This is a genomic window from Streptomyces sp. NPDC059355 (assembly GCF_042752335.1).
GTDB lineage: Bacteria > Actinomycetota > Actinomycetes > Streptomycetales > Streptomycetaceae > Streptomyces.
Window position 1 is genome coordinate 111405 of the sequence record NZ_JBHYXN010000009.1, and the last position, 15293, is coordinate 126697.

The 15293-nt window shown below is 72.2% G+C and carries 17 protein-coding genes; 7 read left to right on the forward strand and 10 right to left on the reverse strand.

From position 1 onward, the window contains the following. Positions 1 to 81: 81 nt before the first annotated feature. Both ACFXGI_RS11530 and ACFXGI_RS11535 read left to right on the forward strand, forming a co-directional pair. Entirely contained in the window at positions 82 to 939 is an 858-nt protein-coding gene (locus ACFXGI_RS11530; protein WP_384705205.1) for an alpha/beta fold hydrolase, read from the forward strand. Positions 940 to 1035: 96 nt separating this feature from the next. Next, on the forward strand, positions 1036 to 1188 hold the full coding sequence (locus ACFXGI_RS11535) for a hypothetical protein (protein WP_166663124.1): 153 nt from the start codon (positions 1036 to 1038) through the stop codon (positions 1186 to 1188). 84 nt (positions 1189 to 1272) lie between these two features. Here the strand turns inward: ACFXGI_RS11535 and ACFXGI_RS11540 are convergent, their stop codons facing one another. The 4 genes from ACFXGI_RS11540 to ACFXGI_RS11555 all read right to left on the reverse strand — a co-directional run bounded on the left by ACFXGI_RS11540 (position 1273) and on the right by ACFXGI_RS11555 (position 4323). Further along, positions 1273 to 1878, reverse strand: coding sequence for a MarC family protein (locus ACFXGI_RS11540; protein ID WP_384705206.1), 606 nt, complete (start codon positions 1876 to 1878; stop codon positions 1273 to 1275). Positions 1879 to 1959: 81 nt separating this feature from the next. Then, the gene (locus ACFXGI_RS11545; protein WP_384705207.1) at positions 1960 to 2826 is read right to left on the reverse strand and encodes a PHP domain-containing protein; all 867 of its coding nucleotides are present in this window, start codon (positions 2824 to 2826) and stop codon (positions 1960 to 1962) included. A gap of 195 nt (positions 2827 to 3021) precedes the next feature. After that, positions 3022 to 3663 (reverse strand): DUF6758 family protein, encoded by a 642-nt coding sequence (locus ACFXGI_RS11550; protein ID WP_384705208.1) that lies wholly within the window; start codon positions 3661 to 3663, stop codon positions 3022 to 3024. A 75-nt stretch (positions 3664 to 3738) separates the two neighbouring features. Continuing rightward, positions 3739 to 4323 carry a suppressor of fused domain protein gene (locus tag ACFXGI_RS11555; RefSeq protein ID WP_384705209.1) on the reverse strand — a complete coding sequence of 195 codons (585 nt, stop codon included), beginning with the start codon at positions 4321 to 4323 and terminating at the stop codon, positions 3739 to 3741. Between the two features lie 402 nt (positions 4324 to 4725). On the opposite strand from ACFXGI_RS11555, the gene ACFXGI_RS11560 reads away from it, so the two are divergent. Beyond that, positions 4726 to 5841: a magnesium and cobalt transport protein CorA gene (locus ACFXGI_RS11560; RefSeq protein ID WP_384705210.1), complete on the forward strand. Its 1116-nt coding sequence runs from the start codon at positions 4726 to 4728 to the stop codon at positions 5839 to 5841. A 207-nt stretch (positions 5842 to 6048) separates the two neighbouring features. After that, positions 6049 to 6561, forward strand: coding sequence for a hypothetical protein (locus ACFXGI_RS11565; RefSeq protein WP_384705211.1), 513 nt, complete (start codon positions 6049 to 6051; stop codon positions 6559 to 6561). 47 nt (positions 6562 to 6608) lie between these two features. Here the strand turns inward: ACFXGI_RS11565 and ACFXGI_RS11570 are convergent, their stop codons facing one another. After that, a complete protein-coding gene (locus tag ACFXGI_RS11570) occupies positions 6609 to 7406 on the reverse strand; it encodes a hypothetical protein (RefSeq protein ID WP_384705212.1) in 798 nt (265 codons plus the stop codon). A 205-nt stretch (positions 7407 to 7611) separates the two neighbouring features. Between ACFXGI_RS11570 and ACFXGI_RS11575 the strand changes: the two genes are divergently transcribed. The 3 genes from ACFXGI_RS11575 (at position 7612) to ACFXGI_RS11585 (ending at position 10772) form a co-directional block, all read left to right on the forward strand. Then, positions 7612 to 8883, forward strand: coding sequence for a magnesium transporter MgtE N-terminal domain-containing protein (locus tag ACFXGI_RS11575; protein WP_384705213.1), 1272 nt, complete (start codon positions 7612 to 7614; stop codon positions 8881 to 8883). 133 nt (positions 8884 to 9016) lie between these two features. Next, the gene (locus ACFXGI_RS11580; protein WP_384705302.1) at positions 9017 to 9568 is read left to right on the forward strand and encodes a DUF1003 domain-containing protein; all 552 of its coding nucleotides are present in this window, start codon (positions 9017 to 9019) and stop codon (positions 9566 to 9568) included. Positions 9569 to 9656: 88 nt separating this feature from the next. Beyond that, positions 9657 to 10772, forward strand: a complete 1116-nt coding sequence (locus ACFXGI_RS11585) for an Mrp/NBP35 family ATP-binding protein (RefSeq protein ID WP_384705303.1) — start codon at positions 9657 to 9659, stop codon at positions 10770 to 10772. A gap of 55 nt (positions 10773 to 10827) precedes the next feature. Here the strand turns inward: ACFXGI_RS11585 and ACFXGI_RS11590 are convergent, their stop codons facing one another. From ACFXGI_RS11590 to sigE, 5 genes are all read right to left on the reverse strand, one after another. Then, entirely contained in the window at positions 10828 to 11595 is a 768-nt protein-coding gene (locus ACFXGI_RS11590; RefSeq protein WP_384705214.1) for a hypothetical protein, read from the reverse strand. Positions 11596 to 11748: 153 nt separating this feature from the next. Continuing rightward, entirely contained in the window at positions 11749 to 12195 is a 447-nt protein-coding gene (locus ACFXGI_RS11595) for a sec-independent translocase (RefSeq protein ID WP_384705215.1), read from the reverse strand. 106 nt (positions 12196 to 12301) lie between these two features. Next, positions 12302 to 13657 carry a S1C family serine protease gene (locus ACFXGI_RS11600; RefSeq protein WP_384705216.1) on the reverse strand — a complete coding sequence of 452 codons (1356 nt, stop codon included), beginning with the start codon at positions 13655 to 13657 and terminating at the stop codon, positions 12302 to 12304. 132 nt (positions 13658 to 13789) lie between these two features. Continuing rightward, positions 13790 to 14413 (reverse strand): anti-sigma factor family protein, encoded by a 624-nt coding sequence (locus ACFXGI_RS11605; RefSeq protein ID WP_384705217.1) that lies wholly within the window; start codon positions 14411 to 14413, stop codon positions 13790 to 13792. Beyond that, the gene (sigE, locus tag ACFXGI_RS11610) at positions 14410 to 15189 is read right to left on the reverse strand and encodes an RNA polymerase sigma factor SigE (protein ID WP_384705218.1); all 780 of its coding nucleotides are present in this window, start codon (positions 15187 to 15189) and stop codon (positions 14410 to 14412) included. The genes ACFXGI_RS11605 and sigE overlap by 4 nt, the downstream gene beginning before the upstream one ends. Positions 15190 to 15293 lie beyond the last annotated feature (104 nt).

Below are 15293 nucleotides of genomic sequence, written 5' to 3' on the forward strand. Positions count from 1 at the left end.
AGGGGGCCGGGCCACCGGCGTATCCGGGCCGTGCACACCGCCCCTACGCGCCGGTAACCCAAGGCCGGTAGCCTCTGGCCCATGAGCAAGCCGCCCCGCCTCACGCTGCCGTCCGGTGCCCGCGCACACCTCCTGTCCACCGCCCGCGGAGCGTTCGCCGTGCACGAGGCCGGCGAGCCGGTCCGCGGCACCGCCCTGCTGGTCCCCGGGTTCACGGGCAGCAAGGAGGACTTCATCGGCCTCCTGGCGCCCCTGGCCGCCGCCGGGTACCGGGTGGTCTCGGTCGACGGGCGCGGGCAGCACGAGAGCCCCGGCCCGCGCGAGGAGTCTGCGTACGCACTGGAGGAGCTGGCGCAGGACGTGCTCGCCCAGGCCGCCGCCGTGGACGGGGGCCCGGTCCACCTGGTCGGCCACTCGCTGGGCGGGCTGATCGCGCGGGCCGCCGTACTGCGCGACGCGGCCCCCTTCGCCTCCCTGACCCTGATGAGCAGCGGGCCGGCCGCGATCGCCGAGGACCAGCGGGAGCGTACGAAGCTGCTGGTCGCCGCGCTGGAGGCGATGCGGGAGGACATGCCGGGCGTGTGGACGGCGATGCGGTCCTTCGATCCCGAGGACGCGGTGCCCGACTCCCCCGAGCTCGCGGACTTCCTGCGCGAGCGGTGGCTGGCCACGGTGCCGGAGCAGCTGATCGCCACGGGCCGGATCCTGGTCTCCGAGCCGGACCGGGTGGACCGGCTCCGCGCCGTGGAGCTGCCGAAGCTGGTGCTGTCCGGCGAGGTCGACTACGCGTGGCCGGTCCCGCTGATGGACGAGATGACACGGCGACTGGGTGCGGCCCGGGTGGTCGTGGAGGGTGCCGAGCACTCCCCCAATGCGGAGAATCCGCAGGTCACGGCAGGTGCACTGGCCTCGTTCTGGGATGCCCACCCGCACGGTTAGTTAGCGAGTGAAAAAATTTCCTTAGCGTAGGGAATGTTTGCCTCTTACACTTCGTTGGAACAGTGCAAGGAGAACACTGACGAAGGGAGAAGCCCCATGCGCTTCGAGATTCTGCGCCTGGACGATGTCGACGGATCCGCCGTGGACAGCACCGTCGTGGACGCGGCCTCCGTCAACCGGATCGTGCAGCAGGCGGCCGCCGTAGGCCAGCGCATTCTGATCCGACCGGCCGAGAGTGCGTCCTCCTGACACCGCCGAGAAAACAACGTCGAACGCCCCCGCACCTCATCGGTGCGGGGGCGTTCGCATACGCGGGAACGGGCCGGGCGGCGGTCAGGCCGCGTGGATGACCTGGAGCACGCCGTTGATGATCTGCTGGACTGCGATCGCGGAGAGCATCATGCCGGCGAGGCGCGTCACGAGGACGACGCCGCCGTCCTTGATGACCCGGATGATCACCAGCGAGTAGCGCATGGCGGTCCACAGCACGAGGTGCATGGCGACGATCGCCAGCCAGACCGAGACCTGCGCGGCGGCCCCGTCCGCCTTCTGCACGGCGAGGATGACGGACACGATCGCACCGGGACCGGCCAGCAGCGGCATGCCGAGCGGCACGAGGGCGACGTTCACGTCCTTGGTCTGCTTGGGCTCGTCGTTCTTGCCGGTGAGCAGGTCGAGCGCGATGAGCAGGAGCAGCAGACCGCCCGCGATCATCAGAGCGGGGACGGAGACGTGCAGGTAGTCCAGGATCTGCTGGCCGCAGATGCCGAAGACGGCGATGACGCCGAAGGCCACGCAGACGGCCTGCCAGGCCATGCGGCGCTGCACCTTGGCGGGGCGGCCCGAGGTCAGGGCGAGGAAGATCGGCGTGATCCCCGGGGGGTCCATAATCACAAAAAGCGTGAGAAATAGGGATCCGAAGACGGCGAAATCAAACACAGTGATGCCTTGCAGGAGAGAGGGGTGTTTCGAAGAAAGGGAGAAGGGGCGCATCGGCGCGCGTGCGCGCCGGTCGGCGCGTTACGCGCCGGTCGCTCCGCCGGCGCCCGGGACGGGGAAGGCCCCCGTCGCGCGGCGCGTGATCTCGCCGTAGATCTCGGGGTCGGTCGTGTACTCCCCGAGGCGGCACGTCTTGCGGCTGCCGTGGTAGTCGCTGGACCCGGTCACGAGGATTCCGAGCTCGCCGGCCAGGGCGCGCAGCCGCCCGCGCGTTTCGGTGTCGTGGTCCATGTGGTCCGCCTCGATCCCGTCCAGGCCTGCGGACGCGAGCTCGGCTATCGCGGACTCGGGGACGCACCGGCCGCGCTTGACGGCGGCGGGGTGGGCGAAGACGGTGACCCCGCCGGCCGCCTTGACCAGGCGGATGGCGTCGAAGGGGTCGAGCTCGTGCTTCTCGGCGTGCGCGCGGCCGCCGTCGGCGATCCAGTCCGGCGTGAACGCGTCGGACACGGTGGGGACGACACCGAGCTCGACGAGCGCGGTGGCGATGTGCGGCCGCCCGACGGAGCCGTTGCCGGCGATCCGGGACACCTGCTCCCAGGTGACGTCGACGCCGAGCTCCTGCAGCTTGCCGATCATGGCGTGGGCGCGCGGGGTGCGGTCGTCGCGGACGAGCTCCCGCTCGCGGGCGAGCTCGGGCTCCTCGGGGTCGAAGAGGTACGCGAGCAGGTGCATCCCGATGCCGTCGAGCCGGCAGGACAGCTCCATGCCGGTGACGAGGGTGAGCCCCTGCGGCAGCGCGGCGAGGGCTTCGGCGTATCCCCGGACGGTGTCGTGGTCGGTCAGCGCGACCACGTCCAGCCCGGCGGCGGCCGCATTGCGGACCAGCTCGGCGGGGCTGTCGGTCCCGTCGGAGGCCGTGGAGTGGGCGTGCAGATCGATGCGCACGGCCGGTGCTCCAGGGTCTCGCGGGTACGGGGGACACCCCAGGATAACGCCCGCCCGCCGTCCGGGCGCCACGCCGCAGGCGCCCGGCCCCTGCGGCGTCCGCGAGAGTCCGCGCGGGGCCCGCGCAGGGCCCGTTCGGCCCCGAACGGGCCCCGCGGACCGACTTCCCGGGCGCCGACTCCTGCGGATCGGCTCCTACGGGCCGAGGACGCGCGGGCTCAGCGCACCGCACGGCAGCAGTTCGACCTCGGCGCCCGCGTCCCGCAGGTCCGTCAGCACCAGTTCGTCGTACATCAGCAGGCCCGACTGCTCCGGCCAGACGACGGCCCACAGCCACAGCCCGCGCGCCTCGCCGGCGAACACGGCCCGGTCGTCCGGGGCTCCCTTCACATGCCACAGCGGTGTCGGGCGGCCCGCCGCGACGACCTTGACGTGCGGCGGCGCCGAGACGTCGATGTACGGGCCGGGGTCGGGTCCGTCGATCCCCGCGTACCGCGAGCCCAGGCCGACTCCCAACTCCTCCGCGACCAGCAGCAGCTCGCCGATCCCGCCGAGCGGTCCGGGACCCGAGCAGGCCACCGCCGTCGCCCGGCCCCCGCTGCGGTCGTCACCGGCCGCCGCCACCCCGGTGAACAGCCACCCCACCGGCAGCGGCCACGGCATCCACACCGGCACCTTCGCCCGGTTCACCACCACGCCCAGGCCTTCGACGCTCGGCGGGATGACGGGCTGCAGGGGGTGCACCGTGCCATGCACCGCGCACTGCCACGAGTCGGAGAAGAGCCCGGGTGCCCTGACCCGGCCACCGCACTTCGGGCATGTTGGTTCGCCCCTCATAAGAAGCCACGCTCCTCCCCGCCCGGCGCCCCGTCAAGACACGATCACCCGTCCGGATGCCCCGGTCCGCGTGTCTCAGTCCAGCGGCACTGCGTTGCGATGAGGATCCCGCAGATCCGTGCCGTGCGACAGCCAGCGTTCCTGGAGGGCCGCCGCGCCGTGCACCCGCTTCCACGCCGCCTCGTTCGCCGTCATCGGCAGCAGCGGGAGGAAGTGCACCGGGTCCATGGGCTCGTCGAGTTCGAGGTCCTCCACCAGCCCGCCGGGCTCGGCGACGAGCACGGAGGTGAACGGCGCCCCGCCCCACAGCGGCGCGCCCACGTCGAGCGAGGCGCCGGGGGTCACGACCAGTCCCTCCACCTGCGGCGCGGCGCCCAGCACCGCGAGCGGCCGCAGCAGCTCGTCGGTGGGCGCGAGTCCCGCCCGTACGGTCAGCACGAGCTCGGCGCGCGGTCCGCGCAGCGGGTCGGCGACCACGACGGTCGGGTCGGCCATCGGATGCTCGGACATGCCGAGGGTCGCGTACCGCACGAGGTCCCCGTCGGCGAAGCGGAGCACTTCGATGCGGTCGGTGCCGAGGAAGGTGACGGCGGCGCGGGCGTCGGGTTCGCCGAGCGTGCTGCGCAGCCGGGCTTCGACGAGAGCCAGAATTTGTGCCATGACGCGAGCATAGAACTCGTATGAGGCGGGTAAAGGGCGGGTCTTGACCATCCGTCGGCTGATAATGTTGGCCGCTGGTCGGGGCCACACTCTTGAAGAGCTGTTTCGGGGCAGCCGACGACAGGACGTCCTCCACGGGGGACCGGCCGGAGGAGGTGGGGCTGCAATGGATCGAAGTCGATCGTGCAGTACCAACCGCTCTTCCACTCCTTGTACGGGCATCACGGACACGTTTCCGCCCGTTTGATCATCTGATCAGTAGAAGAGCGACGGCGGAACTCTGTCCTCCCGTCCTGCTGTTCCTTCCCTCCGCCCCGGGCCTGCCCGCCTGCCGCGGCCTTGCCCTCCGGAAGGAACCTCCCACCCGTACGGTCCGCAGCCGTGCGTGCGAAGGAGCCTGCCATGTCGATGCTGCCCTACCTGCGTGCCGCCGTACGGCCGGCCCTGCGCAGGTCCACCCCGTCCCAGCCCGGCTACGACACCACCCGCGACCCGTCCGCGAGCAGCGCGGTCGTCGACTGCGCCGTGTACCGCGACGGCCGACGCGCTCTGGGATCGGCCTGTCTGACCCCCCGTGAGGCGATGGCCCGGGTCCGGGAGAGCGGCGGGTTCGCCTGGATCGGCCTGCACGAGCCGACCGAGGCCGAGTTCGCGGGCATCGCCGCCACGTTCGGTCTGCACCCGCTCGCCGTGGAGGACGCGGTGCACGCGCACCAGCGGCCGAAGCTGGAGCGCTACGACGACACCCTCTTCACCGTCTTCAAGACGATCCACTACGTGGAGCACGCCGAACTGACCGCCACCAGCGAGGTGGTGGAGACCGGCGAGGTGATGTGCTTCACCGGCCCCGACTTCGTCATCACGGTCCGGCACGGCGGCCAGGGATCCCTGCGGTCCCTGCGCCACCGCCTCCAGGACGACCCCGAACTGCTCGCCAAGGGTCCCTCGGCCGTGCTGCACTCCATCGCCGACCACGTCGTCGACGGGTACATCGCGGTCGCGGCGGCCGTCCAGGACGACATCGACGAGGTGGAGAACGCGGTGTTCGCCGCGCCCGCCAAGGGCAGTGCGCGCGGCGGCGACGCGGGCCGCATCTACCAGCTCAAGCGCGAGGTGCTGGAGTTCAAGCGGGCGGTCTCCCCGCTGCTGCGGCCGATGGAACTGCTGAGCGAGCGTCCGATGCGGCTGGTGGACCCGGACATCCAGAAGTACTTCCGCGACGTCGCCGACCACCTGGCACGCGTGCACGAGCAGGTCATCGGCTTCGACGAGCTGCTGAACTCGATCCTCCAGGCCAACCTCGCGCAGGCGACGGTCGCCCAGAACGAGGACATGCGCAAGATCACCTCGTGGGCGGCGATCATCGCCGTCCCGACGATGATCTGCGGGGTCTACGGGATGAACTTCGAGCACATGCCCGAGCTCCACTGGCGCTACGGCTACCCGATGGTGATGGCCGCGATCGCCGGATCCTGCTTCACCATCCACCGCGCGCTGCGCCGCCACGGCTGGCTCTAGGGAGTGTCGTCAAAGTGGCGTCGGCCGCCCGAGAGGGCGGGGCCGGCGGGGCCTGGTGCGTGCGATCGCAAGGCGGAGGAGGGAATCGACGCGGAGTGTCGGTGACCGACGACAACGCGGCGAGCGTGCGTGCCAGGCCCCGCCGGCCAGACGGGACTTTGACGACACGACCTAGCCGCCCGGGGGGTACCCCCTACTCTGTTGCGCATGACTCTCAGCGCACTCGACCTGGCCCTCGTCGAGGAGGCCACCAAGAAGTCCGGCCTGATCTGGGTCCGCGGCTCCGGGGCCGACCGGGCCCTGTGGCACGCCTGGGTCGACGGCGCCGCCCACGTGCTGGGCGACGGGCCCGGGGAGCAGCCGTTCCCGGGGCTCGCGGACGGCGGGGCCGCCGAGGTGACCGTGCGCAGCAAGGACAAGGGCGGCCGGCTGGTCGCCTGGACGGCGGCCGTACGGGAGCTGGCGCCCGGCAGCGAGCAGTGGCAGGCGGCGGTGGCCGAGCTGAAGGGGAAGCGGCTGAACGCGCCCGACTCGGAGCAGATGACCGAGCGGTGGGCGCGCGAGTGCCGGCTGCTGCGGCTGGAGCCGGTGGCGGCAAGCACGGAGCTGCCCGGCGGATCGCTGGCCGCGACCCCGCTGGGCTCGCCGGCGGTCACCCGCGGGCCCGTCCCGGCCGGGCTGCCGAAGCTGCTGCTCAAGCGGAAGAAGGCGGCCCGCTAGGCGGACACTCCCCGGGGGTCGCCGCGCCCGCGGGTCTGCCCGTACCGCTACTTCGTCGGGTCCGAGCCCTGCCCGGTGCCCTTGCTCGGGCTCGGTGACGGGCCGGAGCCCCCGCCCGCATCCTTCGTCGTCGGCATCTGGGTGCCGTAGTCGACGGTCTGGTCCTGCGCGGGCGCCTCCAGCGGGAAGGCCTTGCCCCACTCCGCGAGGTCGACGTGCCCGGCGCCGCCGGCCCGCTCCAGGCGCAGCGGGTACGGGGTGCCCTCCAGGGAGACCGACAGCTTGCCGCCCTTGCCCTTGCCGGCCGTGACCTGGACCGCGCGGGTCTGCCCGACCTTGGTGTAGTCGGCGTCCTTGGCGAGCTTGCCGTCGAGTCCCAGCAGCCCGTCGAGCAGCACGTGCATGTCGGTGAACCCGCGGAACTGCTTGTACGTGGGGTCGCCCTCGGGCACCTTCACGTACTTGTCGCCGAGCTTGCCGGCCGAGTCGGACTTCCCCCAGAAGGCCGCGCTCGCCTTGAGGTAGAGCTGCTCCCCCACCCGCAGCACCTGGAAGGTGTCCTCCTGCGACTTCACCTCGCCGGAGCCGCCGTCCTTCTTGAGCCGCATGTCGAGCGAGAAGGACTTGCCGCCGCTGACGAGCGTGCCGGACAGGTGCACCGAGTCGGCGGCGCCGGCCGCTGCCCTCGCCTTGTCCTCGATCTGGTCGGCGGAGAGCTTGCCGACCCCGTTGGTGCCCTCGTCCGGGTCCGCGCCGCAGCCCGTGGCGGCGATGGCCAGGCCCGCGAACAGGACACCGGCGATGGCCGCCCGGCGCAGGCGAACGGCGGGGAGGTGGGCGGTCACGGGCAGGTACCTCTCGTCGTGCGTGTCGTCGTGCGTGTCGTCGTGCGTCGTGGAGCAGCAGGCAGCGTACCCGCCCGTAGCCTCCGCTCCGGGAGGGTGGTCCGCCCGTACCCACGGGCGGCCGCCCCACCAGGACGGTCTCTCGGGGCACGGGCTAGCCTGAGGGGCGGCAGGACTGAGGACCGACGCTCTAGGAGGCGCTCGCATGGCTGGTGGCGCCCCGCGGATCTTCGTCTCGCATCTGTCGGGTGTGCCCGTCTTCGACCCCAACGGCGACCAGGTCGGCCGCGTCCGCGACCTCGTCGCGATGCTGCGCGTCGGCGGACGTCCGCCGCGACTGCTGGGCCTGGTGGTCGAGGTGGTCAGCCGGCGCCGGATCTTCCTCCCGATGACCCGGGTGACGGGCGTGGAGTCCGGACAGGTCATCACCACCGGGGTCGTCAACATGCGGCGCTTCGAGCAGCGGCCCACCGAGCGCCTGGTCCTCGGCGAACTGCTGGACCGCCGGGTGACGCTGGGTGCCACCGGCGAGGAGGTCACCGTCCTCGACGTGGCCATCCAGCAGCTGCCGGCCCGCCGCGACTGGGAGATCGACCGGATCTTCGTGCGCAAGGGCAAGAGCGGCGCGCTGCGCCGGCGCGGCGAGACCCTGACCGTGGAGTGGTCGGCGGTGACCGGCTTCTCGCTGGAGGAGGAGGGCCAGGGCGCCGAGAACCTGGTGGCCACCTTCGAGCAGATGCGCCCGGCCGACGTGGCGAACGTCCTGCACCACCTGACCCCGAAGCGGCGCGCCGAGGTGGCCAGCGCCCTCGACGACGACCGGCTCGCGGACGTCATGGAGGAGCTGCCCGAGGACGAGCAGGTGGAGATCCTCGGCAAGCTGAAGGAGGAGCGCGCCGCCGACGTCCTGGAGGCGATGGACCCGGACGACGCGGCCGACCTGCTCTCGGAGCTCCCGGAGGACGACAAGGAGCGGCTGCTGACGCTGATGCGGCCGGACGACGCGGCCGATGTGCGCCGCCTGCTGTCGTACGAGGAGAACACCGCGGGCGGTCTGATGACGACGGAGCCGATCGTGCTGAGGCCCGACGCGACGGTCGCCGACGCGCTGGCCCGCGTACGGCAGGCGGACCTGTCGCCGGCGCTGGCCGCGCAGGTGTACGTGTGCCGGCCGCCGGACGAGACGCCCACGGGCAAGTACCTGGGCACGGTGCACTTCCAGCGGCTGCTGCGGGACCCCCCGTTCACCCTGGTGAGCTCGATCGTGGACACGGACCTGCCGCCGCTGCGTCCGGACGCCTCGCTGCCCCAGGTGACGACCCATCTCGCCGCGTACAACATGGTGGCGGTGCCGGTGGTGGACGAGAGCGGCTCGCTGCTGGGCGCGGTGACCGTGGACGACGTACTGGACCACCTGCTGCCGGACGACTGGCGGGAGACGGACTTCCACTCCGAGGAGGTCTCCGGTGGGCAGTGAGCGAAAGGGCGAGCCGTCGCGCGAACGGCGCCGTGAGCAGATCCGCGTACGGCGCGAGCTGGCGCGCGAGCACGCCCGGGAGTACGCGCGCGAGCAGGGGCTCACGGGCCGGGAGGAAGAGTCCGCCGAGCGGCTGCGGTCCAAGGCGGCCGCTTCCTCGACCGGGTCGACCGCGCTGAGCCGCTCGCCGCGGGTGCGCCTGGACCAGCCCCGGCCGGACCGGCGGCGGGTGCTTCCGGTCTACGACCCGGAGGCCTTCGGGCGGCTGTCGGAGCGGGTGGCGCGCTTCCTCGGCACGGGCCGGTTCATCGTCTACATGACGCTGGTCATCATCGTCTGGGTGCTGTGGAACATCTTCGCGCCCACGCACCTGCGGTTCGACGAGTACCCGTTCATCTTCCTGACGCTGATGCTGTCGCTGCAGGCCTCGTACGCGGCCCCGCTGATCCTGCTCGCGCAGAACCGGCAGGACGACCGCGACCGGGTCAACCTGGAGCAGGACCGCAAGCAGAACGAGCGCTCCATCGCCGACACCGAGTACCTGACCCGGGAGATCGCGGCGCTGCGGATGGGCCTGGGCGAGGTCGCGACGCGCGACTGGATCCGGTCGGAGTTCCAGGACTTGATCAAGGAGATGGACGAGCGGCGGCTATTCCCGCTGGAGAGTGACGAAGGCGACCGCTAGCGGCCTTTCCTGCGGCAGGCTACCGAGCCGTACCATCGGGGACATGGCTACCGACACAAGCTCCGCCGCCGTGCCTGAGCAGGATGCGATCCTCGACGCGCTGGCGACGGTGAACGACCCCGAGATCCACCGGCCGATCACCGAGCTCGGCATGGTCAAATCGGTGGAGATCGGCGACGGCGGCGAGGTCGCGGTCACGGTCTACCTGACGGTGTCGGGCTGCCCCATGCGCGAGACGATCACCAAGAACGTCACCGAGGCCGTCGAGCGGGTCGCGGGCGTCACCTCGGTCGCGGTCACGCTGGACGTGATGAGCGACGAGCAGCGCAAGGACCTGGCGGCCACGCTGCGCGGCGGCACCGCCGAGCGCGAGGTCCCGTTCGCCAAGCCGGGCTCGCTGACGCGCGTCTACGCGGTGGCGTCCGGCAAGGGCGGCGTCGGCAAGTCCTCGGTGACGGTGAACCTGGCCGCGGCGATGGCCGCGGACGGCCTGAAGGTCGGCGTCGTCGACGCGGACATCTACGGCCACAGCGTGCCGCGCATGCTGGGCGTGGAGGGCCGCCCGACCCAGGTCGAGAACATGATCATGCCTCCGTCGGCCCACGGCGTGAAGGTCATCTCCATCGGCATGTTCACCCCCGGCAACGCGCCGGTGGTGTGGCGCGGTCCGATGCTTCACCGCGCGCTGCAGCAGTTCCTGGCGGACGTGTTCTGGGGCGACCTGGACGTGCTCCTGCTGGACCTGCCGCCGGGTACGGGCGACATCGCGATCTCGGTGGCCCAGCTGGTGCCGAACGCGGAGATCCTGGTCGTGACCACGCCCCAGCAGGCCGCGGCCGAGGTCGCGGAGCGGGCCGGCTCGATCGCGGTGCAGACGCACCAGAAGATCGTCGGCGTCGTCGAGAACATGTCCGGGCTGCCGTGCCCGCACTGCGACGAGATGGTCGACGTGTTCGGCTCGGGCGGTGGCCAGAAGGTCGCCGACGGCCTCACGAAGACGGTCGGCGCGTCGGTGCCGGTGCTCGGCTCGATCCCGATCGACGTACGTCTGCGCGAGGGCGGCGACGAGGGCAGGCCGGTCGTCCTGTCGGACCCGGACTCCCCGGCCGGCGCGGCGCTGCGCTCCATCGCGGGCAAGCTCGGCGGCCGCGCCCGCGGCCTGGCCGGCATGTCGCTGGGCATCACCCCGCGCAACAAGTTCTGAGCGTCCTGAACGAGGAGGGCACAGCCGGCCGGCGGTGCCCTTTCCCGTGCCCGGGTTACTCGTACGCGGCCAGATCCGCGATCACCGAGAAGCCGAGCCCGTACGCGCTCATCCCCCGGCCGTACGCGCCCACGTGGACGCCGCCGGGCGTCGAACCGGCCAGGACCCAGCCGAACTCCGACTCGCGGTAGTGGAACGTCGTCGGCTCCCCGTCGACCGGGAGCGACAGCGTCGACCAGTCCGGCCCCGCGAGGTCGTCGGCGAGCTCCCACGCCGCCTCGGTCTGCTGGTCGAGCCAGTCGTCGCGCAGGGTGTGGTCCATCTGCCCCGGCCAGCTGTACGCCAGCAGCCCCGAGCCGGCCAGCCAGGCCGCGGTGGAGACCGAGGTGGCCTCCAGGACGCCGGTGCCGTCGCTGCTGCGGCGCAGCGGGTTGCTCGCGACGGTGACGACCACCGCGAAGCGCTCCTTCTCGCCGGTGGCGAGCTCCCCGCGCGCGGACGGCTCGTCGCCGTGGCCGGTGGAACCGTGCTCGACGGTGCCGTCGGCCCCGGTGCCCACCTGCATGAGCCAGCGCGGGCCGGTGAAGGCCCCGTCCAGCCCGTACCAGGGGAAATCGGCCCGCAGGTACCCCTGCGCCGTCCGGCGGGCCGCCGGGACGGGCGCGGCGGCCTCCTCGGGCTGCGCGGGGGCCGGCTGCGGGGGTGCGGCGGCGGTCTCGGCCGGCGCGGGCTGCGGCTGCGCGGCCGCCGCACCTGGTGCGGCAGCGGGAGCGGGCGCCTCGGCGGGCTGCACCCCTACCCGGCTACTACTCGTCGTCTCCATCGATGCGGCCTCTCGTTCCGTGGGGTCCGGAACGCGCCCTCCCCCACGTGTCGTCGGGGGGGGACCCCCACCCTGGGGCGTCCTGGGTCCGGACTCATGGAGGATAGCCACAGGACCCCGAATCGCCCGGGAAGGCTCGAACGAGGGGGTGTCTCAGGTGGCGTCGGCGTCGTACGGTGTGCGCTGCTCGGCGGCCGGGGCGGCGGACTTCTTCAGCAGGTCCGGGCCGGTGGCGGCGGGCGCGGCGGAGCTGCCGGAGGCGGCCGGGGCGGCGTCCGCCTCGCGGCCGTTCACGGCGTCGGTGACGTCGTTCAGCTCCTTGCGGAGATCGAAGGTGCTCCGGATCTCCTTCAGGTCCTCGTTCTCGCCCAGCTGCTTGCGCAGGAACGTCTTCGGGTTCAGGTCCTCGAACTCGAAGTCCTTGAACTCGGGGCCGAGTTCGGACCGGATGTCCTGCTTCGCACTGTCGGAGAACGCGCGGATCTTCCGGATGACCCCGGTGACGTCCTGGATCACCTTGGGCAGCTTGTCCGGGCCGAAGATGAGGATGGCGAGCACCACGATCGTGACCAGCTCGAGTGCGCCTATGTCGTTGAACACCTTGCCGCTCCTCGGCTCTTTTCACTTCGGGCCACGACACACGGTACCCGGCGTTGTCCGCGGGCCCATACATCGGTGCCGCATCAGCCCGGGATTCTCCATCTGGTCATGATCCGTTCGCCGAACCCAGTACCAGCTCCAGGGTGCGCTCCCGGCCGTCGCGCAGCACGGTCAGGGTGAGCGGGTCGCCGGGGCGGTGGGCGCGGATCTTGATGACGAGCTCGTCGCCGCCGTGCACGCGTACGCCGTCCACCTTGGTGATCACGTCGCCGCCCTTGATGCCGGCTCGGGCCCCGGGGCCGTCGGGGGTGACGGCGGGCTTGCCGCCCTCGCCCTTGGTTCCCACGCGGGCCCCGTCGCCGGTGTACTCCATGTCGAGGGTGACCCCGATGACGGGGTGGGTGGCGTGGCCGGTGCGGATCAGCTCCTCGGCGACGCGCTTGCCCTGGTTGACCGGGATGGCGAAGCCGAGCCCGATGCTGCCGCTCTGCTTGGCGCGCTCGTCGCCGTCACCGCCGGCGTCGGCTCCCCTGATGGCGCTGTTGATGCCGATCACGCGGGCCTTGGCGTCGAGGAGCGGGCCGCCGGAGTTGCCGGGGTTGATGGGGGCGTCGGTCTGGAGGGCGTCGACGTAGCTGATGTCACTGCCGTCGCCCTTGTCCCCGCCGGCGGTGATGGGGCGGCCGGTGGCGCTGATGATGCCGGCGGTGACGGTGTTGGAGAGGTCGAAGGGCGCGCCGATGGCCACGACGGGGTCGCCGACCTTCACGTTCTCGGAGTTCCCGAGGGAGAGCGGGTGCAGGCCCCGTACGCCGTCGACCTTGACCACGGCCAGGTCGTAGCCGCTGTCGCGGCCGACCAGCGCGGCGGTGACGCTCTCGCCGGTGCTGAAGGTGACCGTTATGTCCTTTGCGTCGGAGACGACGTGGTTGTTGGTGAGGATGTGGCCCTGACCGTCGAGGACGAACCCCGTTCCGGTGCCGCTGCCGGTGCTGCCGCGTACATGGAGGGTGACGACTCCGGGCAGCGCGGTGGCGGCGATCCCGGCCACGCTCTCGGGAGCGCGGCCCTTGTTCTCGACGGCGGCCTGGGGCAGTTCGAGGCGCGTGCTGCTCTGCCGCTCGGCGAGCACGCCGAGCCACCCGCCGATGCCGCCGGCGAGGAGGGCGATGCCGAGGCCCAGCGCGAGGGCGTGCCGCATCCGTACCACGGGGCCGCCGCCGGTCGCCTTGCCCTGGTCGGCCACCTGCAGCGGCTGTTCGCCCCAGGGGTCGTACCGCGGCGCCGGCGCGGCTTCGGGGGTCAGCGGCGCATGCTCGGCCGCAGGATCGGCATCCGGCCCGGGTACGGACTCGGCCGCCGGGCCGGAATCCGTCTCCGGAGCCGCCTCGGGTGCCGCTTGCGTGGCCGCAGGGCGGCTCCACCACTTCGGGGCCGTGTCGGACTGCTGCTGGTCGGCCATGCGCGCTCCCCTGGGGGTCCCCGCGGCGGAGCCAGGGGGAGGGTACCTGTGGCACCGCCGGGCGGCGCATCTGCCGCCGATTCAACCAGGTCCTCCGGGGACCGGGGGCTCCGCCCCCGGTCCCCCAAGACCTCAGCGGGTCAGCGAGACCGGGCGGGGAGAGAGCGACGGATGCACCGGGGGGAGGGGAGCCGTGGGTCTGGGGCCCGCCACGAAGCCGGGGCCGGGAGAGCGGTCGCGGACCACCGCGTCCGCCACCGATACGGCCGGGCCCGGACGGGATGCCGGGGGCTCGCCCCGTACGGCCGGGTCCAGAGAGTCGATCGGGAGCGAACCGCCCAGCGCGATCGCGGCCAGCGAGACCGCCCCGGCCGCCACGAACGCGAAGCGGCGGCGCGGCCGCCCCACCTCGTGGATGCGGAAGCCCTGCTGCGGCGCGGCCGGAGCCACGTACCCGAAGAGATCCGCGCCGGGCGGACCCAGCGGACCGGAGGACGGACCGGACGGACCGTCGGGACCGCCGCCCGGCAGCCCCTGCAACCGGGCCAGCAGCCCGGCCGACAGCGGCGGCGGCGCGCTCTCGACGAACATGCTCTTCAGGCGGCGCTGCGCATCGGCCTCGGCCTTGCACCTGGTACACGTGGCCAGATGCGCCAGGACCCGCTCGCGCGCGTCATGGCTCAGTTCCCCGTCGACCAGGGCGGCCAGCCGGTCACCCAGGTGCTGTTCGGCAGGAGAGGGACTGACTCCGCTCACTCGGTTCCGCCCTCTCCCCCGGCGCCCGGCGCGCCCACCGCCACTCCCGCCAGCGCCCGCTGCTCGGCCCGGGCCTCGGGGGACCGGTGCTTGAGCGCCTTGCGCAGGTGCGAGCGGCCGCGGTGGATACGGCTGCGCACGGTGCCGAGCTTCACGCCCAGCGTCGCGGCGATCTCCTCGTACGACAGGCCCTCGATGTCGCACAGCACCACGGCGGCGCGGAACTCGGGCGCGAGGGTGTCCAGCGCCTGCTGCACGTCCGCGTCGAAGTGGGTGTCGTGCAGGACCTGCTGCGGGGACGGCTCGCGGCTCGGCAGCCGCTCGGCGGCGTCGTCGGCGAGCGCGTCGAAGCGGATCCGCTGCTTGCGGCGGACCATGTCGAGGAACAGATTGGTGGTGATCCGGTGCAGCCAGCCCTCGAACGTGCCCGGCGTGTACGTGGACAGCGAGCGGAAGACGCGGACGAAGACCTCCTGCGTCAGGTCCTCGGCGTCGTGCTGGTTGCCCGTCAGACGGTAGGCGAGGCGGTAGACGCGCGCACTGTGCGTGCTGACGATCTCCTCCCATGAAGGAGGGGTCCACGCCTGGGTGCCCGCATCGGCGGCAAAGGTCGCGGTGGTTGCGGTGGCAGCGGTGTGGAAGCGGTCAGCAATGTCGGTCACGGATTTCGGCTCACCCGCCGACCAGAAGAGGCGTCTGAATACGCCTCCACGATCCACAGGCGCAGCCGCACCTCCCCTATCGGCTCTGGTGGTGTCCACTGGAGTCCCTACCATAGCCACCCCTCCCGTCAGCTCCGGATAAGTGTTTTTGCAGTAACTTTGCACGTGCCTCAGGCCGGCGGGGCCGTCGATCTGCCCGCTGCCGCCCCATCTATCCC